The following is a 21,164-nucleotide window of genomic DNA, read 5'->3' on the forward strand; positions in this document are numbered from 1 at the left end:
TATTAAACGATAAATCTGATTATTGTTTTCACACATAAGCTAATGCTTTTGTCAAGATTATTTTAGATGTGCTTAACCTACTTTATCTTTGATTTATAAATATTCCATTATCTTAAAGTTTTGAAAAGTAGATGGATATTCTAAGTTTTTTAGGGAACTATTAGATACGCAGAACAAATAATATATTCGTTTATGAACTTAAATTTACAGGCATCAAGCAAAACAAATCAGTCAAACAATAACTGGCATGATTTTGATAATTCATCGATGAATTTCAGCTATCAATCCGCAGTGAATGCACTTGGACAAAAAGCATTGTCAGGACTGGAATTATCATATTTGTTCCAAGATACAGTTAGTTTAGTAGCTCAAATACTCAATGTTAAATACAGTAGAATCTGGCAAGTACTTTCAGATAGTAATGCTTTGCGTCAAGTAGCTAGAGTTGGGGAGAAACCTTTAGAAACCGACTCTGCTGATATTAATATCACAACTAATCAGCAAGTACAAAAATTCTTGGATAATACTCAGCTAATTGTTAATTGTAACACACCCAATTATCAGATCGATGATTTAACTATTCCCTCTCCTGGTGATAGCGTTACTGGTTTGACTGTGCTAATTCCAGGTGAGAGTAAGCCTTTAGGTTTGCTAGAAGTATATGCTACTGAGGTAAGAACTTTTTCTTCAGATGATGTTCATTTTTTACAATCTATAACCCATATTTTAGCAACAGCGATTGAACGCAAGCGTTCAGAAGCGTTAGTTTACACCCAAAGCCAAGTTTTAGAACAAGTTGCGTTTGGAGTCAACCTATATGAAATTTTTAATAACCTTTGTATCTTGCTAGAGCAACAATTACCTGGGGCATATTGCTCTATTTTAGTTGTAGATGAAGAGAAGCGGCAGTTGCGGGGAGGAGCAGCACCTACTCTCCCAGAAGAATTTGCTAAGGGTGTTGATGGTTTGATGATTGGTGAATGTTGTGGTTCTTGTGGTACTGCTGCTTATAGAGGAGATTCAGTATTTGCTACTGATATTGCTAATGATCCTTTATGGGCTGATTTCCGAGATTTCGCTTTGAGTTATAACATCAGAGCTTGTTGGTCATCACCTTTTACTTCGCAAACTGGCGAAGTTTTAGGAACATTTGCTATATCTCATAAATTTCCTTGTCATCCGAATCAGCATCATCTAGAAGTTCTGAAAACTGCCACCCATATTGCCAGTATTGCTACAGAAACCTACAGAGCCGCAGCAGCTTTACAAAAGGCTAACAATGAGTTAGAACGAAAGGTTTTAGAACGAACATCTGAATTAAGAAAGGCTTTGCTGGATTTACAAAAAACACAAGCTCAACTGGTTCATAGTGAAAAAATGTCAAGTCTAGGACAAATGGTAGCAGGGATTGCCCATGAGATTAACAATCCAGTGAGTTTTATTGCTGGTAATATCAGATATGCAAATCAGTATATCAATGATTTACTAGATTTAATTGCAGTTTTTCAAGAGCAGTATCCCCAAATAAATCCCACCATAGAAGCCAAAATAAAATCTATCGAACTAGAGTACTTGTGTGACGATTTACCTAAGTTAATGGCATCTATGAGTACAGGTAGTGAGCGAATTACAGATATTGTTCTGGGCTTACGCAACTTCTCACGACTAGATGAGGCAAAAATTAAATCTGTAGATATTCATGAAGGCATAGATAATACATTGATGATTCTAAATCATCAGTTGACACTACTAAATAAATTACCTGATATTCAGATAGTTAAAGATTATGGTCATCTGCCTAAGATTAGTTGTTATGCCAACCAGTTGAATCAGGTTTTTATGAATATTATCAATAATGCAATTTATGCCTTAAAGGATAATATGCAATATTGGCAGTCTGCAACTAAGATACCAACTATTCAAATAAAGACTTTAGTTGTAGACAACGAGAGGCTTTTAATTAGTATCAAAGATAATGGCCCTGGTATGAAGTCAGAGATTCAGGAACAAATTTTTAATCCCTTTTTCACTACTAAACCTGTTGGTCAAGGAACTGGTTTAGGGTTATCAATCAGTCATCAGATTATTGTCGAAAAGCACCAGGGAAAACTAAATTGTATCTCTGCATTAGGTAAGGGAACTGAATTTCAAATTGAAATTCCTATTCAGAATTTTCAGCAGTCAAGAATAACATCAATTGACTCTTTACCTTAAAGTTGGCTGTATCTTTTGTATAACTACCGATGTTCTTTCGGTGTGCTGGAGTTATTGCAGCGATGATTGGGCAAATGGTGGTACGAGATGGACATCGCCCTAACAGAATTCCCCTGCTTAACACCGGGGAATTTAGTTTACGCCTATATATTTCGTGAGCAACTTCAACCCTATAAGCGGCTTGCTGTAGGCTAATCCAGAGGACATAGAAAGCTTAGAGCCACTCAATCTTGCAACATTATTACCAGAAACTGGTATAGTCTAAGCTTAATGTGCATGATTCAAAAGTCTTATTATCATCACAGCTAATAAATAGCTAGTTGCTGTATAATTTATTTTGTGTTCCCTTTTAGACTCACTCATCGTTCACAATAATTGCGGCAATTTCTTCATGGAAGCGATCTTTGTTGTGATTATCGTTGCTAAAAGTCACTTATTGGGGGTGAAGTAATGGACGAGTCTAATATTAACGACAAAAACAAATTTCTTTACCTTCGTAGTCGCTATTATGGTCAAGTTAAGCCAGAGAATTTAGTATTTAATGCAAACCTTCAAGAATTTGCTCAAAAAGTTAGCTATATTACCAGTCTAGAAACATCTGGAAAGCTTGAGCCAGAAGATGCTTATAAACAAATTAAAGCACTTTGGAAACAGTTGAAGCACAGTAAAAAAGCATTGTTCATTGGTGAGGAACCACCAGATAAATCCTGAAATTACTCATAAAGGTAATACCAGATGCTGCTTGTTATGTGGTGAACTTTTCATCATTCTAACAGCGCAGCATCTGCTGTGTAACAAGTTGCGAATATACACCTGATTTTAGGTGGTTGGGATCATACGTAGGCGTAGCCCACCGTAGGCATCGCTCCTTTCAAATTTTCATGCTTCAATTACAATGTGATGACTAAAAATCATTAAAAATAGAAAAGTAAGTTGATTGCGAAGTTATGAAACTGAAAGTTGTATTAGAACCCAGTGACGAAGGCGGATACACTGTCCATGTTCCCTCACTTCCTGGCTGTATAAGCGAAGGAGAAACAGTAGAATAAGCATTAGAGAATATCCAAGAAGCAATAGAACTTTACCTAGAGCCATTGGAAGATGAATAATTACTTTCCATTCTCCAATATCAATGTAGACTCAGCAGTACGCCCAAATTCTTCTGGTGCATATTGCAGGTGAACTTCTGCACCAGGCCAGGAAAATGTCCCAGGGGTGACAGAACGGACTAAGTAATGCAGGCTATAAACTCCTGGTTCCAGGTGATCAGCATAGGCGATAATGCGATCGCGGTAGATATTTCTAAAGCCAAGTTCCCAGTTATCGGCTTTTGCTTGTAATGCAGCCGTGGTAGTTTGAAAACTTGCATCCACCGCCTCAAAACCTGCTGGTAGCGGATCTTTAATTACTATATGATCTACGGGGCGATCGGCGATGATTTCTAAACCAATATCAAACACCTGTCCAGATGTTAAAGTCAAGGGTTTATCGAAAGCGTAAATCCCCGTTTTTTGTAAAACTTTCTCTTCATTTACTTGACTAATTTCTCGCGTTATGCGTAAACCGTTAAATCTGCCTGGTTGATTTCCTTGCAAGCGATAATTATAAGCAACCAGATAGTGTAAAGTGCCATTACCTGCTTTTTGCAGCGTTAAATCATTACGCCCACGAGGTAATAGATTCATCGGCACAATTAGTTGTAAGCTAGGGTTTTTATAACCTTCAAAGCGATTTTCTCCTAACTTATTACTAGCTAATTGCACTGTAGCAACAAAATTAGGTGGTGTAGGTTGCAGTTGGCTATATTCTACCAAAGCTGTTAAGGCTTGGGCATTGTTATAGTTAGTTTGCCATGTGCCATCCCGTCGCAGTGCGAGAAGGCTTTGGAATAACTTATCTATAACTTCGGGTTTACTTTTCTTGGCAATAAATAAGCGTAAAGCTTGCGCTTGCGTCGTTGTAGATGAACTCATCCATCCCCAACTGCTGGGTAAACTCACAACTGCTGTGCGGCCAGTTTCATAGATATTCTGTTGCAGCTTGTTTACTAATTGTTGAGATTCATCTTGCCATTCTGGAAATTGAGATAAATATCGCGCTAGTTTAATTTGAGTTACTAAATCAAAATTATTGCGCTGTTCATAAATATCTGCGAGAAAAGTGTTGCGTTTATCTCCTAAATCTCCTAGGGCGATTAGAGCATTAATTTGCAGTTGCCTTTTACAGAGTAGTTGTTTGCAAAAATCGTATTCTCCAGGATTCGCTAGAACTTTTTGCAGATAAGTTTTGAGGCGAGATAGCATTCCAGAATCGACTAAATTAGGGAATATCTGACTAGCTTTAGCCAAAGATTCACCCGCATAGGCAGAAACCCAAGGGTCAGATTTTTCTTGTCCGGGGAAAGCAGCAAAACCACCATCGGCTATTTGGAGTTTTTGTAATTGTTCGATTGCTAAATTAGCTTGTTGGCTAGGATTAAATTCTGCAAAAGTTCGACCATATTTTTGGGCGATAGTTTGCAAATTAGCCGCAATCATTAATTGACTTGCAGCAGGTTCTGTAAATGGCAAATCATTATCTTTTAAAACCTGGTTTGCTGGTGCTTGAATCTCCGGTATTAAAGTACTCGCCAACTGAATATCTAAACCTCCCGCATCAGGGAAGGTATTTTTATCAACATTCAGGGGAATTTTCACCTGTTTTTCAGTGACACCAGTTTCAACGACTTGTTCTGTAATTTCAACTGGCTTAATTTCCAAAGGTACTTCAAAAGCATCTGCGGCTGTACCATTTAGCTGAGTGGTAAAGCGAACCTTACCAACTCCGACGCTATCGGCCACCATTGGAAAGCGATAAGCATGAGTTGCAGATTCGGCTTTGGTTTGCAACGCAGTAGTTGTGGGGTTTTTGTCAGCAAACTTTACCGTACCGCTAAGTTCGCCATTAATTGAGAGATTTCCAGTATTCCCGGTGTTATTGGTGACGGATAAACCAGCGAGAATGCGATCGCCTGGACGGGCAAACTGTGGCAAGATGGCATTAGTTAGCAGTGGCTTGGTGGTGATAAACGTTGCGTCCCCATTTCCGAAACGCAGATTTCCATCAGTGGCTACAGCCATCACCCGCCATGTAGTTAAGTCATCCGGGAGTTTAAAAGTTATCTGTGCATTACCATTTGCATCGGTAAGGACAGAAGCGTTGTAGTAAGCTAAGGCTTTAAAATCGGTGCGAGTGCGAGTATTAGCTGCACCAGTTGAGAAACCACCACCATAACCCCAACCTTTCGGTTTAGCTACATCTTGTGGTTGTAATATGACATCTGCGCGATTATCGTTAAAGCGGGTAGATATTGTCTGTTCTGCATAAACTGTATCTACTAAATTTGGCGGACGATAACCAGAAAGTTGTAACACCGCTTCATTTACCACCATCACTGTAAACTGTCCTTTGGTGGGATTTCCTTGATTATCCTTCAGTTCCAGTTGTACTGTTTCTTCTGCACCAGGTTCTAATGATGCTTGCACTGGCTTAACTTGCAGTTTTAAATACTTATCTTCTAAGTTAACTTTAAAAGGTGTAAAACCAATCTTCACCAAGTTATCTAAAGTTCCTACTTCCACTTGGCTGATAGGTTTACCTTGCCTTACTAATACAGCTTCAATGGCTGCATTTGGCAGCATTTCTGGTGTAACTTGAAACTGAATTTGTGGTGCGCTTCCCTGAACTTTGGTAATTTGCTGATAAAGGGGTTTGTCTTTAATCACCGCAAAGTACAACTCTGCATCTGGATAGGGAGATTGAATTAGTACAGTAGCAGTTTCACCAGGTTTAAACTCTTGTTTATCTAATTTAAGTTCTAAGACATCTTTTTCTTTCGAACCCCAAAATACAGGATTTTCTCCAGTTGCCCAAATTTGTAAATCTGTGGCACTTAATTCGGATTTTGCATCACTAAAATTCACTCTAATCCGGTATGAACCAGATTCCGGTGCTGTCAAACTTACCGATTGGGGATTACTAGCAGATGTAATTTCTGCTTGTGCCACTGTTTTATATTCAACTTGATTTTTTGCCGTTCGGCTACCTTCAACTAATTGAGTGACACTGCTGTATTTAATCTCTTGTAATTCTAGACGCACTCGTTGACCTGTTATCGGTTTTCCTGTAGGGTCGGTAACAACCACATCAATAGGAAAAGCCTTACCAGCATCAGTAATAAAATTACTTTTTAACCCAATTAGACGATTACTCGGTAAGGCTGTAAAAGTTTTGGAATTCGCTACAGACAGATTAGAAACATCTGCAACTTGCACATCTACTTGGTAAGTCATGGGATATGGCAAATCTTTAGCCACACTCACCGTTTGACTACTTTTACCATTAGCATCTAGTTGGGTATTAGTTTGCAACACATCACTAGAGACACTAGGAGATTCTTCTGGCCATAACCACTGCCGACCAAAAGTAAATTCGTCCCAACCTTTGGGAATAAAATTAGCCTGTTGACGAGTAATAAAGTATTTTGCTTCTCCACCTTCTACAGGCGCACCAAATAAATAATTACTGATAGCATTAATATCAACTTTATCGTCAATATAAGCAAATTCTTTATCTAAGTTCAGTTCGACTTTAAAGTTCGGTGGCTTAAACTCAGCCACTCGAAATTCCCCAGAAAGTTCTTGTCCATTTTTACCCTTCGCTTGGATTGTATGGTAGCCTAAGCGCTGAGTAGTTTTAATTGGCAATTCCAGAGAAAACGTACCAAATTCATTTGTAGTTTGTGTACCTAAGTTGGTCTTTTGTCCATCAGGATTTACTAAAGTTAATTGGTAAACGGCATTTTTATCTTGTTGGATTGTGCCATTTTGCAAAAAGCCAGCAAAACCAGTAAACCAAGCTTTTTCGCCTGGTTGATATAACTGTCTGTCTGAGAAAATTACCCCGCGTGATTCTGGCTTACTATCTTGCCAACCTGCATCAATACCGTAGCCATAAACGCCGCTATATTCTTCAGTTCTAGCGAATGCCCAATCTTGGTTTTCACGGGCAATTACTAATAACTGTGGTGATTTACTAGAACTTTCATTCCCAGAATAACATTGTTGTAATCCTTCACGAACAATTCTAAAAATTCCATTTTCATCAGTTTTACCAGTTGCACAAGGTACTGGTTCTGGGCGAGATTTTGCTTGTAATTTTGATTGATAAACTTCCACAGCCGCCGCTTGAACTGGCGAACCATCTGTCAGATGATTGACACGAATTAAGCTTGACTCAGGGAACCACTGAGTAAATACGCCCAAATTCGTCAATTCAACCATGCCATAAGTGGTAGGTTCTCGCCACAGTTCCTTACCATTTTCCTGATATTTATTAGTACGGGCTTGGACTCCATAAGCTAACATTCCCGTAGCTGCATTTATTTTTTCCCGCAGAGGAACAGCAATATCAACTGATTGATTCTTCTTACCCGATACCTTAAAGCTTTGCCAATCAGAAGGTTGTGGTAATAAATCACTACTATTATTAAAATAAACCAAATCTGTCGGTTTAACTGCTCGATAAGCTGCTTTATATTTAGACTCTGGCAGATTTCCGGTAGTAATATTTAGCTGTAAATTTTTATCTGTGGGGAAAATATTTAAATCTGATGGTACCCAGATATCCCCGGCTAAATCTCCAGTATCATATTTAAGCGTTATAGGTTTACCCAAAGTCTGACCAAACTTATCTTTGAGATTTTCGCCGATGGTAATTGTATAAGTTTTAGCAGGTTCTAGCGCATAAGGATTGATGCCAACAATTTTATCTTCATCATTTATTTGGATGATTCTTGAAATGTCTTTTGGTGCTGGATTAATGGTAATACTTTCTTTGGCTGAATCTGGCAGTAAAACGTTATTAAATTCTAGCTGAGGACTGCCTTTAATAAATCGTCCAAAAGTTCCACCAGAATCTGGTTGTCCGTAAAAGTTAATTTTCTGGAATGCTAAAGGCGAATAAGTGACTAACTTACTGGCAAATTCTTTTTCTGTAGGAAGATTACCATAAGCAGGACGTATTCCGGGAGAAAAGACTAGGCGATAAGGGGTTGCCTTTTCGAGATTTTGCTGTGGAATAAGATTATAAATCCAATTGCGGGCTGAAGGGTCAAATTTTTCTAAAGGATCTTCTTCATTTTTTACTGGTTTTTCTTCTTTATTTAATTCGACTTTGAAGCCTACACCCTTATTTTTTCCTTCAGGAATTAAGTGTAATTTTTCTTGTACGGAAGTTAAATTTAATTCTACGTTGGAAGTAAACTGTAGCTTTGGTTGTAAATCAATGGGTTCAATATCAGCCTTCTCAATGGGATTGACACCGGGTAAATTAGTCAGGTTGATAGATTCGGTATTGAAAGTCCAAGGTAAATCTTTATCTAAGCGATGATTTTTTAAATCAGCTAAACCTGCTTTGAGAGTAACTTGAAATCTTGTCGCTATTGGCAATGCTTTCTCAGCTTGAAAACCTACCATACGCGGTGTTAAAAAGCGAAATTGACCGGGTAAAGGCGGCCAAAGGGCAAATTTTTCTAATATTTTCTGTTGTTCTGGACTATCAAGACTTTCAACTGGGATTAAAGCTTCTTTAAAACGGATGCGAATTTGATTGAGAGGTTTTGCATCGCCAATAGGACTAATTTGTTCAATCCAGTCTGGTAATTTTGGTGGTGTAAGTGGGGATACTGCTGGGAGTTGTTCTTTACTTGAGTTGATACCAAAAAAATTACACCCTGTCATCGCTAGCATGAATGTAAAGAGAAGAATAAACTGTATTTTTCTCTTCTGGCGTGGGGAACGGCTAATTTTTTTTAACGAACCACCAAGAACGCCAAGGACGCTAAGGAAGAAATAGACAATTTTATAGTGCAAACGGAGTAAAAATCTGATAATCATATTTTTAGTAATTTAAAATAAAAAATTCACAAGTTATAGCTAACAAAACTTTGCATATCTTCTTGAGTTGGCAATGCCAAGACAAATAAAGGATGCTATATGACTATTTTTTACATAGAGTTTGGATTTTACTATGTTTATTTACATAGATAACTAATCCTGTATGATTGTTCCTAAAAATCACTACAATTCTTAACTATGAATCAGTATTTAACTTCTGCAAATATTAATTTACATCTGCTAAGTAATTTCAAATAAATTATTAAGGATTTGACATATTTACTGATATAGATGTAATCGCTGCGTCAAAATTAAGGTAGGTTTTCTTGGCAGGGATTCCCTGATGAAACTAATTTTACGATCGCTACTCCAAATTAAGCACAGTAGCAAAGTTATCCTAGCTGTGCTGGTAATCTGCCTGATTATACGCTTGTTACCGTATTTTGCACCCGTTCGGGCCGCAGATATTGCCCAAAATCAGTTGGCAATGCAATTTAGCGATCGCAATGGTTTACCATTAGGAACATTGCTCACCCGTGACCAAGAACATACATCAGTAGTCGCACTAAGTAAGGTTTCGCCCCAGTTTATCCATGCTATTTTAGCCGCCGAGGATGGCAGCTTTTACCATCACGGCGCGTTGGATATGAAAGCTGTTATCCGCGCCAGCAAAGAAGCCATCCACGCGAAACGAATTGTTTCCGGCGCTTCCACTATTACTATGCAACTGTCACGGATGTTAGATCCCGTCCCCCGCAGCTTTTCTGGTAAACTGCAAGAAATTTGGCTATCTTGGCGGTTAACAGCAGGGATGAATAAAGATGAAATTCTCTCTGCATATATTAATCGCCTACCAATGGGCGGGAATATATATGGTGTAGAAGCAGCCGCACAGACTTATTTTTCTATCCCAGCGAGTGAGTTAAATCTTGCTCAAGCCAGCTTGTTGGCCGCTATCCCCAATAATCCCACATATTTTAATCCTTATGAACATTGGGAACGGTTGAAGCAGCGACAAAAATACGTCCTTAATCGTATGGTAGAGGAAAAATATATTAGTGGTGCGATCGCAGACCGAACACAAACCGAAAAAGTTGTGTTTCAGTCTCGCCCACGGGGAATTATCGCCGCACCACACTTTTTATTTTGGCTAGCCAATCAAATCTCCCCAACTTCCCTTGAAAAGCAAGGCTTAATCCCCCCCTTATTAAGGGGGGTTAGGGGGGATCAATCCGTTATTCGCACAACTATAAATCGCCCTTTACAGCAGTTTGTCGAAGCACAGGTGCAACAGGTAATTTCTTCCCTAGCCGCTAATAATGTTCATGATGCAGCTGCGTTGGTGATTGACAACCACACTGGTGAAGTTTTGGCTTATGTCGGTTCGCCTGATTACTTTAATCAAGCAAAACTAGGACGCAATGATGGAGTGCAAGCGCTACGTCAACCTGGTTCTACCCTCAAGCCTTTTGTGTATGAATTAGCTTTAGAAAAAGGTTTAATTCGCCCAAATACCATTTTGGCAGATGTCCCCGCCCGTTATTCTATTCCTGGTGCGAGACTTTATAGCCCAACCGATTACACCGAACGCTTTCTTGGCCCTGTGCGGGTGCGAATCGCTTTAGCAAATTCGTTGAATGTACCCGCAGTGAGGGTTTTAGAAAAAGTAGGTGTGCAGACTTTTTTAGAACGATTGCATCAACTTGGGTTTGAAAATCTCAATCAAACCCCAGAACATTACGGTTTAGGGTTAACTCTCGGTAGCGGCGAAGTCAGTTTATGGGAATTAGCTAGAGCTTACGTTACTATGGCACGACTTGGAGAGTCTATCCCTTTAGTAAGCGCATTTTCCAATTCTCCAATCCAAAATCAAAGTTGCGCTGAAAGCGCACCAAATATGCGATGTAACATCCAAAATTCAACTACGATATGGCAATTAATCACTAATATCCTCAGTGATAATCATGCTCGTGCCACAGCATTTGGTGTAAACTCTGTGTTAAATTTGCCCTTTCCTGTTGCCGTTAAAACTGGCACTTCTTCCAATTTTCGTGATACTTGGACAGTTGGCTTCACTACTGATTACACCGTCGCTACTTGGGTAGGCAATTTCAACGGTGAACCGATGCGACAAGTTTCAGGTGTGACAGGCGCTGCACCTTTGTGGAATCGGATTATGCTACACCTGCACGAACATCATGAACCAGAAGCTTTTCCGCCTCCAGAAGGTTTAATACAATTACCTATTTGTGCAATTTCGGGATTACGACCAACACCAGATTGTACTTCAGTGGTGCAAGAATATTTCTATCCAGAAGATAAAATTGCCTACGAAAGTGACAAGCAATTTAACTTACCACCAGAGTATAACGAATGGTTGGCAAAACAACAGCAATCGAGTCTTGTTTCTACCAATTTGAGAATTTTGTCCCCGCATCATGGCGATTTATTTTTAGTGTATCCAGGTGAAGAAACGAAGCAAAAACTCGAATTTAAGCTAGCGGGAAATAAATCTGCGTCTGTTGAATGGTGGCTAAATGGGGAAAAATTAGATACAAATTCAGCTAATTCTTTATTTTGGAATTTGCGCCCTGGAAAGTGGGATTTGGAAGCGAGAAGTGGTGAAATGACTGATAAGGTAAGTTTTCAGGTGGAATTAGCTAATATTAAACCTACTCGTCGAGGATTTTCTATCAGTAATTCTCAGGTAAAGGGAAATCGCCCATAATTAAAGAGTAAGCTAACGCGCCTACATATTGCAATATTTTCCGTGTAGACCGTCATTAGTCATTTGTCATTTGTCATTTGTCAAAAGTGTTTACCAAGGACAAAGGACAACCTCACCAGTTGATGTGCAATCTTATTTGCGTAACAGCTTAATGCCTTACCTTGCTAGAAGGCATTGATTAAAAAAGGCAGGAATTACCTGCCTAGTTCCGTTAAACGGTTTGATGAGTGAATTATTGCAGAGCGTATTGACAAAACCATTGCAAGATTATGTCAAAGATATGACTATAAATTAATACGCTTGGGTTAGCCCTAAAAATCTAGAAGATCCCAAATGAGTTTATATTTACTTACCAAAAAGGGAAAGGGGGAAAGGGTAAGGGGTAATAAAAAACCTTTACCCTTTAACTTTTTCCCACAACGTATAAAGAAATCCCCTATTTTTAAATAGCCCGAATAAAAAAGAATATTTTTAAGACACGTAGTGCGATAACTTAGCAGTGCCCATATTTGAAACCCCTGCTTTTAAGTTACTGGTTCTCTTTCCCCTTTCCCCTTCTTCATTGCATCTGCTTGATGGGAATCTCAATTACAAATTCTGTACCCTTCCCAGGTGCAGAAATGCAATTGATTTTTCCCTTATGCTTTTCTACTATAATTTGGTAACTGATGGATAATCCTAAGCCAGTACCTTTACCTACAGGTTTAGTAGTAAAAAAAGGGTCAAACAATCTAGTCTTAACTTTCTCTGATATTCCTATCCCATTGTCTTTAATACTAATAATTACAAAATCTTCATCTTTAACTTTAGTATGGATAATAATAGAATTCAGATGTTTTGTAACATCTTTTTTTAAATAGTCCTCTTGCTGTTCATATAAAGCGTCAATAGCATTACTTAAGATATTCATAAATACCTGATTTAATCCTCCTGCATAACATTCAATAAGAGGCAAATTCCCATAATTTTTGATTATTGCAATTTCTTGCTGTTTATGATTTTTTTTAAGGCGATGCTCTAAAATTACTAGCGTACTATTAATTCCTTCATGAATATCAACAGGTTTCATTTCTGCTTCATCAAGGCGTGAGAAGTTCCGCAAAGTTAGCACAATCTCACAAATGCGCTCAGTACCAATTTCCATTGAGGATAATATTTTTGGTAAATCATCAAGAATAAACTCTAAATCTATCTTATTAATCAAACTAGTTATTTCTGGATTATAATTACAATTTTCTTGCTGATACAGGTTAATTAAAGTTAGTAATTGCTGACTATATTTTCTAATATGTATTAGATTTCCATAAATGAAATTAACTGGATTATTGATTTCATGAGCAACACCAGCAACTAACTGACCTAATGATGACATTTTTTCGGTTTGAACAAGTTGTACTTGAGTGTATTGTAATTCTTGTAGTGTCTGTTTTAGTTGAAGATTTTTGTGTTCTAATTTTGCCGTTCTCTCGGCCACTTGCATTTCCAATCTACAATTTGTTTCTTCTAAGGCGGCTTGAGCAATTTTTTTATCTTTTAAGTATTGCTGCAATAAATTCAATACTAAAAGCCATGCTGGAATCAGTAGTACTAAACTTATAACAGATTCTAAAACTGCCCAAAATATTCTTTTATAATATTCATCAACCTTTTGCTGTAACTGAAGTAGAATATTACGATTTCTTTTGGCAACGCCATCAGCATAAATGTGTTTCTGAGTTTCATATTCTCGGCTAGAAAGTAGTAGTTGTGCTATCTCTTTTTGATTTTTGTTAACTAACTCAAAAGATTTATATTCCATTGCGACCAAAAGCTGATTAGCAACATCAATTTTTTGGGCATCCTCATTTTGATATGCTTTAGGAGCCAGTTTGATAGATTCTTTAATAGCAATATCGAGTTTAGGCTCAAATTGGCGATATCGTTTTTCCCAGATAGAGTTTCCTGTAGCAGCATTCATCCGAGCTGACATCGTTAATACTTCATCAAGATAAGTAATTTCATCACTCAGTGTTTGTAGTTTAAATTCATGTTTAATAATACTATTGAAGTTATAGTATACTTGCCAGTTAAGCCAAATTTGAGGAATAAACAAGAGTAATGTCAGCAGTACTGTTACAGTTACTAGTTGAGAAGAAACAAATCTCAGTTTGTAAGGCAGGCGCATTTTTATATTGTTTTTTTAGAGAGATTATAATTGTGTATTAACTAAAATTAACACTTCCTATAAGCCTTTTTTTCAGTATTAATACCGAATAAATAGTGTGAAAAACTTTTCCAAACAACATTAATAAACTATTAGAATAATGTATTAAGCAAATTTCAAAATCATTTTCTAGCTAATTATGTAAACTAAATCCTAATAAGTTGGTTTTAAAAAAAATATTTAATTATTAGAATTACTATTTGATTTTTGAACAGAATTAGGTATTGTAGAGTGTGTTTGAACGGAGTTTGTAAAGCATCATTATCGAGGCTTGGGTGTGTTACGCGATCGTTAATACACACCTACGTATCTTTTCAGAAATCAAACCGAATTACTATATATCTATTTGAAAATATTCATCTAAATTAAGAGCCAAATGAAGAATCATCGGTTGATACAGATTGCTGCAATAGCTTTATCATGCTTTAGTTGATGGGCTTTTTATCACAGTCCTGAATTCGATGAATATGTTACTTGATATGGGCAAATAGCTAGATCCAAAAAATGTCAAACTAAATATAAAGTTTATAGAAAAACCGCAAACTCAAACTATGACTCAGCAACCAAGCGATCTAGACAATAAGGCTGTATTTGAGCAGTTGTGGGGAATTACAAAAGAACTCCACCAAAAACTAGAGGCTCGTTTCCAGTTACATCCAGATCCTTCTGTAGAAGATTTACAGCAATACAGTAGTCTCGATGGCAATATGAAGGGTTCACTGACTGCTTTTTCTGGGGAAGAAATTGACTGGCTAGTGCATTCGTGGTTGGGAAACCCGGAAAAATCAAACTTTAGTACTATGCGTCTCACCACTTGGTTGAAGTCGCATATCCAGGTTCCTCATTTGGCTTTTGAGTTTGGCACACTTCCAAATGGAAATATTTTATTTTATATAGATTATATTGCCCGAACTGAGCTTTTAAGCGATTTGGCACATCTCGATCGCTACTATGAGCCAGTTAACCAAACATTTTTAAAGTTGCAAGACGATTCGCGCCTCAAGGTATTTACCAGCAAAAGTCTGTATCTTCGATTATTTCAATCGCCTGTTAAATTGTGCTACTCAGGCGCACCCACCTTGGAAACCCTCGAACTAACTCGCACCCTTGCATACGAAACCCTCGATCGCTGGCTAACTTGGGTAGATGCAGCTGAACCAGTGTCAGAAGATGCACGGAAAGCTTTGGCGGCTCGTGATTTGGCGCTGCGCCGTAGCAGTGCTGAACGCGATCCAGGTAATAAATTTGTCGCACAGATGTTTGGTTCTGAGTTGGCAGATAAACTTGTGCGATCGCTCTGGGGTGGTGTAGGCAGTAGGCATCGTTAAGAAAATTTGGATACAAACTTTTACCACAGGTACTAATGCGATCGCAGACTCTCATAGGTGAGTTCCGCATTTGACCAGTGGGTTTCTGCCAAAAATTCCCTAAATGTGGTCAGAAGTCCAGGAAACTCTTCTTCTCGTAAACGCCAGACATCGGCTTGATAACCTTTTTTGCGATACCACTGAATCAAATCGAACAGTTCTTTTTGCAGCAAGAGTAAGAAAATCCAAGCAGGTGTCTCTTTATGGACAACTTTTATCCCCTGCGCTTGAGAGAATGCCTCTGCCATTTGCTTTGGAGTCAGCACATCGCCAGCTAGCTCAATTTCTTGACCAATATACTTGGTAGGATGTTTGATTACATAAGCAGCAACGCGGCCCATGTCCTTCGTTGTAATTAGATGAAGGGGTTTATCTGGCTGAATTGAAAACGGAAAACTACCTTTGAGTATAGAAGGTCGCGTGTACTTCTTCCAAAACTCCTCCATAAACAAGCAAGCTCGCAACATGGTAGTCGGTAAGCCCGCTTCTTTGAGAATTTTCTCTACTTGATACTTTTGCTCAATGCGAGGGATTCCTGAATTCCTATCTGCTCCACCTGCGGAATTGTAGACAAAGTGCTTAATTTCAGCTTGTTTGGCAGCTTTTGCAACTCGCTTGGCTCTCTCCACCTCTAGCGGGTCAATTTTAGCGGAGTCCGCAGAAGTGGCGTGGCAGTAAACAGCCGAAACTCCTGCAAAGGCTGCTATGAGAGAAGTTTCATCGTCGAGGTTGGCTTTTACCAGTTCAACTCCGGCATCATTGAGCTTTGCAAGAGTTGGACGATTAAAGTCAATTTCTCTAGTGATGACTCGCAGGTTGCTAACTCCCTGTTCGAGAAATCCTTTGACGATATTTCCACCTGTGCCGCCAGTAACTCCGATGAGTAAAACTTTATCGGTGTTTGTCTCTGTGCGATCGCCCAAATTTGACATTCTCTCTTCTACCCGAAGTTCTTGATTTAAGTTTATCCAAAGACAGGAGAAGCAAACAATAATTCCACGCCATTTACAGTTGTTTTGGCTCAGTGAAAGAATTCTGGCAGAAGCTAGATGCTGGTTTTTTGCTTTTATATTATGTTTGTTTGCATTCTGATCTAAAAAGGTACAAACAGTGATTGAGCAGCAAATTAATGTAGACAATACAGGCTTATTTGAGCAGTTGTGGGGTTGGACAAATGAACTCCGTAAGAAAATAGACGCTCGTTTTGAATTACATTCAGATCCGTCTACCGAGAACTTTCAAAACTACACTGCTTTGATTGGAGAAGCACACGGCTCAGTCAATACCTTCTCTGGCCCAGAAATCGATTGGCTAGTGCATTCATGGTTGCGCGAACCTAAATCTGGCTTTTGCAATATGCACCTAACTGTTTGGCTCAAGTCGCAGATTCGTGTTCCTCATTTGGCTATTGTCTGTGCCACAGTTCCAGAACTGTTCTTTTTTATAGATTACGTCCCTCGCACCGATCTATTCACTGACCTCGACTATTTGGATCGTTACTACGAACCTGTGAACCAGACATATTTGGCGTTCCTGAAAGATTCACGTTTTCAGCAGTATATTAGCAAAACGCTGTATATCCGTCAGGTACAATCTCATACTAGTTTGTGTTACACCAGTCCAGTTACAGAAGAGACACTTGCTCGTGTCCACACGGTAGCGCATGAGATGATAGATCGTTGGCTAGGTTGGGTAGATGAAGCTGAACCAGTAGCGGAATCAGAACGGACTGCTTTATCTGAGCGTGACTTATTTGTGCGCCGTACTGTTGCAGAACGCGACCCAGACAACCAAATTGCTGTGCGGCTATTTGGGGCAGAAATGACGGATAAATTAGTGCGATCGCTCTGGGGTGGTGATCGTATTCTATAAGGTAGTAAAAAAATTTGGATACAGCATGGCAGATAATACTGATAATCTCAACTCATTCCGGGCCTTGGCACTCCAAGTTACCTGTCATGCAGTCAACCAAGCTACTGATCGCCACGAAGCGCGATCGCTCATGCAAAACTCCATCAACCGCCTAGCTCAACAAATTGCTGCCAGTATCGCTTTCATTGGCTTTGATTGTCGTTTAATTGTACTGCCAGAATATTTCCTCACTGGTTTTCCGATGGGAGATAGTCTCGCTGGGTGGGCAGAAAAAGCCTGTATAGAAATGGCTGGTGTTGAGTATGAGGCGCTGGGTAAAATTGCCCAAAAACATAAAATCTTTTTAGCTGGTAATGCCTACGAAGTTGATCCAAACTTTCCCGGATTGTACTTCCAAACCTGCTTTATTCTTGACCCCTCCGGCTCAATTGTCTTGCGGTATCGGCGGCTAAATTCTTTATTTGCTCCCACTCCTCATGACGTTTGGGATAAATATCTTGACTGCTATGGTTTAGAGGGAGTTTTCCCAGTAGCCAAAACTGCGATCGGTAATTTAGCAGCTTTAGCATCAGAAGAAATTTTATATCCAGAAGTGGCACGCTGTCTGGCGATGCGAGGAGCAGAAATTTTTGTCCATTCCACTTCGGAAGTATACAACAAAAACCTCACTCCCAAAGACGCGGCAAAAATTACTCGTGCCGTCGAAAATATGGCTTATGTAGTTTCAGCTAATACCGCAGGTATCGCTAATATTGCCATCCCCATAGCTTCGGCTGATGGTGGCTCTAAAATCATCGATCATCGCGGAATCGTTTTAGCCGAAACAGGTGCAGGCGAGAGCATGGCAGCATTTGCCGAGATTGATTTAGGAGCCTTACGCCGCGATCGCCGCCGACCGGGGTTACATAATTTACTTGCCCGTCAACGCTTTGAACTATACGCCGAAAGTTATCATCAATCACACTTTTACCCAGCTAATACTATGCTGGAGGGAGAAATAGACCGCAAACACTTTTTGCAAACCCAGCAAGCCACAATTGATCGGTTAGCCCAACTGGGGATAATTTGAATTTGGGAATTGGGAATTGGGAATGGGAAGCAGGGGGAGAATAACTATTAATTATTGACCAATGACTAATGACCAATGACAAATGACAAATGACAAATGACAAATGACAAAACCAATAGAAGTCCGTAATCCCAGAACTGGCAAATTTGACTATGTAATTATCCCGCCACCCCCAAGGTTGCTGGCACAGCAATGCAAGCGATCGCGCCGGGCACAAGTTAGCTGGCAAAAACTGGGTTTAGAGGGGAGAATTGAAGCTTTACAGCAGTGGAAGGCAGCGATAGTATCAGAGCGCGATCGCTTAACGGAAGCTCTGGTAAATGATACGGGAAGATTATCAACGTCAGTATTAGAAATAGACTCTTTCCTCTCTAGCATTGATCGCTGGTGTAGGTTAGCGCCAGAATTGCTGCAAGACTCTGCAAAAAACACAGCAATTCCATTTATCGCCTTGCAACAAACATCCGTTCCTTACCCCCTAGTGGGGATAATTAGCCCGTGGAATTTTCCACTGTTGCTATCAACTATTGATACCATTCCGGCATTGTTGGCGGGTTGTGCCGTCATTGTCAAACCCAGTGAAATCGCTCCTCGCTTCGTTGCACCACTGACAACAGCACTCAACGCCGTCCCTAAATTGCGCGATGTCTTAACTTTTGTTGAAGGAGCAGGTGCAACCGGATCTATTTTGATTGACAATGTAGACTTAGTGTGTTTTACAGGTAGTGTTGCAACAGGGCGAAAAGTGGCAGAAGCGGCTGCAAAACGGTTTATTCCGGCTTTTTTGGAATTAGGGGGAAAAGATCCGGCGATCGTTTTAGAATCAGCCAATTTAGAATTAGCAACCTCAGCCATCTTGTGGGGTTCCGTCGTCAACACTGGACAGTCGTGTTTATCAATTGAGCGGATTTATGTTGCCGAATCCATATTTGAAAAGTTTTACCATCAATTAGTAGCCAAAGCACATCGCCTTGGGCTAGCCTACCCCACTGTTGAAAGTGGAGAAATTGGCCCTATCATTGCCGAAAGACAAGCCGCAATTATTAGCGATCATCTCCTAGATGCAGTAGAAAAGGGAGCAGTCATTCACTGCGGTGGTGTAATTGAAGACTTGGGTGGGGGTTGGTGGTGTCGTCCAACAGTACTTACCCAGGTTGATCATTCCATGAAAGTGATGACCGAAGAGACTTTTGGCCCCATTATGCCAATAATGCCTTTTTCCACAGTTGAAGAAGCGGTATCTTTAGCAAATGACTCAATTTATGGATTAAGTGCTGCTGTTTTTGCCTCAGAAGCTGAAGCCCTAGAAATTGCCCAGCAGATAGATGCAGGTGCTATTAGTATCAACGATGCTGCACTCACCGCCATCATGCACGAGGGAGAGAAAAACGCCTTCAAATTCTCTGGGATGGGAGGATCGCGTATGGGTGCAGCAGCACTGAAACGGTTCATGCGGAAAAAAGCTATTTTAATTAAAACTAATGCGACTAATGACCCTTGGTGGTTTGATAATGAATCATAAATACTATCAACAACCAGGGATTAATGCACGTTACGAAAACTTATAGACCAATACGGTTCATTTAAGGACTACTGGCAAAAATTTTGGGGTTTTGAGACGCGATAAATCGCCGTCTCTACAAGTGTTTTGCTCTTATCTGAACTGTATTGATTTATAGACCACTACAGTTCAGTTAAGCAATTGTTTTCCTTCTCTTTCTTTTCTCTGTGCCCTCTGTGCCTCTGCGGTTCGTTAAAAAATGACTTTGACGAAGAAGCTGCCAGAGCGATCGCTAATGGTAAAATTCGATGTTCTTGAATTTGAATCCTGGCGTGGAGTGTTTCTGCTGTATCATCCGGCAATACTGGTACTGCGGCTTGCATCAATATTGGGCCACTGTCCATTTCTAAACAAGCGATATGCGCCGTACAACCAGTGATTTTTACCCCAGATGCCAAGGCTTGTTCTACAGCATGGATTCCCTTGAAACTAGGTAACAAACTAGGATGGATATTAATAATTTTGTTAGGAAAGGCATCCATGAAAACTGATGTTAACAATCGCATCCAACCCGCCAAAATCACCCATTCCACATCGTAGCGCCGCAATGTCTGCACAATTTTCTCATCCAACTCTTCTCGAATTTTATAGTTGCGGTGATTCAATAAAACAGCTTCTACACCTCTATTGGCTGCTCTGACGGCTGCTTTCGCCGAGGGGTTATTGTAAATTAAAACTTGAATTTGAGCATTTAGCTGCCCATCTTGGATAGCTTGGGCAACGACATCAAAATTACTGCCATTCCCAGAAGCCATAATTCCTAGTTTTAAAGGGGCGACTTGTTGGCGAACATCGCTAATGCTGGGAGAAACCAAGCTCAGGGTAGAATCAGGGCGGAGGGTCATAAACAGCTAAAAGGGAAAATTATAGATGCCAAAAATATATAATACGTACACTTTTGTGTAAAAGCGTAGCTTGTTTAATGCAAAGGGACGCATTAATATTGTTACCCAATGCATTGGCATTGTTACCCGATGCATTGGCATTGTCAACCGATGTATTGGCATTGTTACCCGATGTATTGGTATTATCAGCCGATGCATTAACATTGCAGGTATTGCCAAATTTACTTTGCTATGAATTAATAAAATGCTCTACTAAGTCGTGCTTGGATAGTGATATAGTAGCTGCCTAGATTTTTCTTACATAAATAGGTAAGATTTATACTTTAATTTAGCAGTGTCTCTTTCCATGTTGCGATGTCTACGACGGGCT

The 21,164-nt window shown here is 39.6% G+C and carries 13 protein-coding genes; 9 read left to right on the top strand and 4 right to left on the bottom strand.

Annotated features, from left to right (window positions below; genetic code table 11):
* The first annotated feature begins 192 nt into the window (after positions 1 to 192).
* The 3 genes from H6G86_RS15765 to H6G86_RS15775 all read left to right on the top strand — a co-directional run bounded on the left by H6G86_RS15765 (position 193) and on the right by H6G86_RS15775 (position 3,263).
* Entirely contained in the window at positions 193 to 2,214 is a 2,022-nt protein-coding gene (locus H6G86_RS15765) for a GAF domain-containing sensor histidine kinase (RefSeq protein WP_190935111.1), read from the top strand.
* A 450-nt stretch (positions 2,215 to 2,664) separates the two neighbouring features.
* A complete protein-coding gene (locus H6G86_RS15770) occupies positions 2,665 to 2,925 on the top strand; it encodes a DUF7219 family protein (protein ID WP_190935112.1) in 261 nt (86 codons plus the stop codon).
* A 236-nt stretch (positions 2,926 to 3,161) separates the two neighbouring features.
* Positions 3,162 to 3,263 carry a type II toxin-antitoxin system HicB family antitoxin gene (locus tag H6G86_RS15775; RefSeq protein WP_190935113.1) on the top strand — a complete coding sequence of 34 codons (102 nt, stop codon included), beginning with the start codon at positions 3,162 to 3,164 and terminating at the stop codon, positions 3,261 to 3,263.
* A gap of 60 nt (positions 3,264 to 3,323) precedes the next feature.
* Here the strand turns inward: H6G86_RS15775 and H6G86_RS15780 are convergent, their stop codons facing one another.
* The gene (locus H6G86_RS15780; RefSeq protein ID WP_190935152.1) at positions 3,324 to 9,002 is read right to left on the bottom strand and encodes an alpha-2-macroglobulin family protein; all 5,679 of its coding nucleotides are present in this window, start codon (positions 9,000 to 9,002) and stop codon (positions 3,324 to 3,326) included.
* A gap of 490 nt (positions 9,003 to 9,492) precedes the next feature.
* On the opposite strand from H6G86_RS15780, the gene pbpC reads away from it, so the two are divergent.
* Positions 9,493 to 11,877, top strand: coding sequence for a penicillin-binding protein 1C (pbpC, locus tag H6G86_RS15785; RefSeq protein WP_190935114.1), 2,385 nt, complete (start codon positions 9,493 to 9,495; stop codon positions 11,875 to 11,877).
* A gap of 559 nt (positions 11,878 to 12,436) precedes the next feature.
* Here the strand turns inward: pbpC and H6G86_RS15790 are convergent.
* A complete protein-coding gene (locus tag H6G86_RS15790) occupies positions 12,437 to 14,041 on the bottom strand; it encodes a sensor histidine kinase (RefSeq protein WP_190935115.1) in 1,605 nt (534 codons plus the stop codon).
* Positions 14,042 to 14,631: 590 nt separating this feature from the next.
* Between H6G86_RS15790 and H6G86_RS15795 the strand changes: the two genes are divergently transcribed.
* A complete protein-coding gene (locus tag H6G86_RS15795; protein WP_190935116.1) occupies positions 14,632 to 15,408 on the top strand; it encodes a red chlorophyll catabolite reductase in 777 nt (258 codons plus the stop codon).
* Between the two features lie 32 nt (positions 15,409 to 15,440).
* On the opposite strand, the gene H6G86_RS15800 is transcribed toward H6G86_RS15795, so the two are convergent.
* A complete protein-coding gene (locus H6G86_RS15800; RefSeq protein WP_190935117.1) occupies positions 15,441 to 16,379 on the bottom strand; it encodes an NmrA/HSCARG family protein in 939 nt (312 codons plus the stop codon).
* Between the two features lie 178 nt (positions 16,380 to 16,557).
* On the opposite strand from H6G86_RS15800, the gene H6G86_RS15805 reads away from it, so the two are divergent.
* From H6G86_RS15805 to H6G86_RS15815, 3 genes are all read left to right on the top strand, one after another.
* Positions 16,558 to 17,319, top strand: a complete 762-nt coding sequence (locus H6G86_RS15805) for a red chlorophyll catabolite reductase (RefSeq protein ID WP_190935118.1) — start codon at positions 16,558 to 16,560, stop codon at positions 17,317 to 17,319.
* 25 nt (positions 17,320 to 17,344) lie between these two features.
* On the top strand, positions 17,345 to 18,388 hold the full coding sequence (locus H6G86_RS15810) for a nitrilase-related carbon-nitrogen hydrolase (protein WP_190935119.1): 1,044 nt from the start codon (positions 17,345 to 17,347) through the stop codon (positions 18,386 to 18,388).
* Positions 18,389 to 18,491: 103 nt separating this feature from the next.
* Complete coding sequence (locus H6G86_RS15815; RefSeq protein WP_190935120.1) at positions 18,492 to 19,910, top strand: aldehyde dehydrogenase family protein; 1,419 nt, start codon at positions 18,492 to 18,494, stop codon at positions 19,908 to 19,910.
* Between the two features lie 161 nt (positions 19,911 to 20,071).
* Here the strand turns inward: H6G86_RS15815 and purN are convergent, their stop codons facing one another.
* Positions 20,072 to 20,794: a phosphoribosylglycinamide formyltransferase gene (purN, locus tag H6G86_RS15820; RefSeq protein ID WP_242064834.1), complete on the bottom strand. Its 723-nt coding sequence runs from the start codon at positions 20,792 to 20,794 to the stop codon at positions 20,072 to 20,074.
* 98 nt (positions 20,795 to 20,892) lie between these two features.
* Between purN and H6G86_RS15825 the strand changes: the two genes are divergently transcribed.
* Entirely contained in the window at positions 20,893 to 21,084 is a 192-nt protein-coding gene (locus H6G86_RS15825; protein ID WP_190935121.1) for a hypothetical protein, read from the top strand.
* Positions 21,085 to 21,164: the final 80 nt, after the last annotated feature.

The sequence above is a fragment of the Nostoc sp. FACHB-133 genome (assembly GCF_014698055.1).
GTDB lineage: Bacteria > Cyanobacteriota > Cyanobacteriia > Cyanobacteriales > Nostocaceae > Nostoc.

What these genes read in the sequence shown, in the direction of transcription:
- H6G86_RS15765 (WP_190935111.1), top strand. Translation starts at nt 193, where the DNA reads ATGAACTTAAATTTACAGGCATCAAGCAAAACAAATCAGTCAAACAAT.
- H6G86_RS15770 (WP_190935112.1), top strand. Translation starts at nt 2,665, where the DNA reads ATGGACGAGTCTAATATTAACGACAAAAACAAATTTCTTTACCTTCGT.
- H6G86_RS15775 (WP_190935113.1), top strand. Translation starts at nt 3,162, where the DNA reads ATGAAACTGAAAGTTGTATTAGAACCCAGTGACGAAGGCGGATACACT.
- H6G86_RS15780 (WP_190935152.1), bottom strand. Translation starts at nt 9,002, where the DNA reads ATGCTAGCGATGACAGGGTGTAATTTTTTTGGTATCAACTCAAGTAAA.
- pbpC (WP_190935114.1), top strand. Translation starts at nt 9,493, where the DNA reads ATGAAACTAATTTTACGATCGCTACTCCAAATTAAGCACAGTAGCAAA.
- H6G86_RS15790 (WP_190935115.1), bottom strand. Translation starts at nt 14,041, where the DNA reads ATGCGCCTGCCTTACAAACTGAGATTTGTTTCTTCTCAACTAGTAACT.
- H6G86_RS15795 (WP_190935116.1), top strand. Translation starts at nt 14,632, where the DNA reads ATGACTCAGCAACCAAGCGATCTAGACAATAAGGCTGTATTTGAGCAG.
- H6G86_RS15800 (WP_190935117.1), bottom strand. Translation starts at nt 16,379, where the DNA reads ATGTCAAATTTGGGCGATCGCACAGAGACAAACACCGATAAAGTTTTA.
- H6G86_RS15810 (WP_190935119.1), top strand. Translation starts at nt 17,345, where the DNA reads ATGGCAGATAATACTGATAATCTCAACTCATTCCGGGCCTTGGCACTC.
- H6G86_RS15815 (WP_190935120.1), top strand. Translation starts at nt 18,492, where the DNA reads ATGACAAAACCAATAGAAGTCCGTAATCCCAGAACTGGCAAATTTGAC.
- purN (WP_242064834.1), bottom strand. Translation starts at nt 20,794, where the DNA reads ATGACCCTCCGCCCTGATTCTACCCTGAGCTTGGTTTCTCCCAGCATT.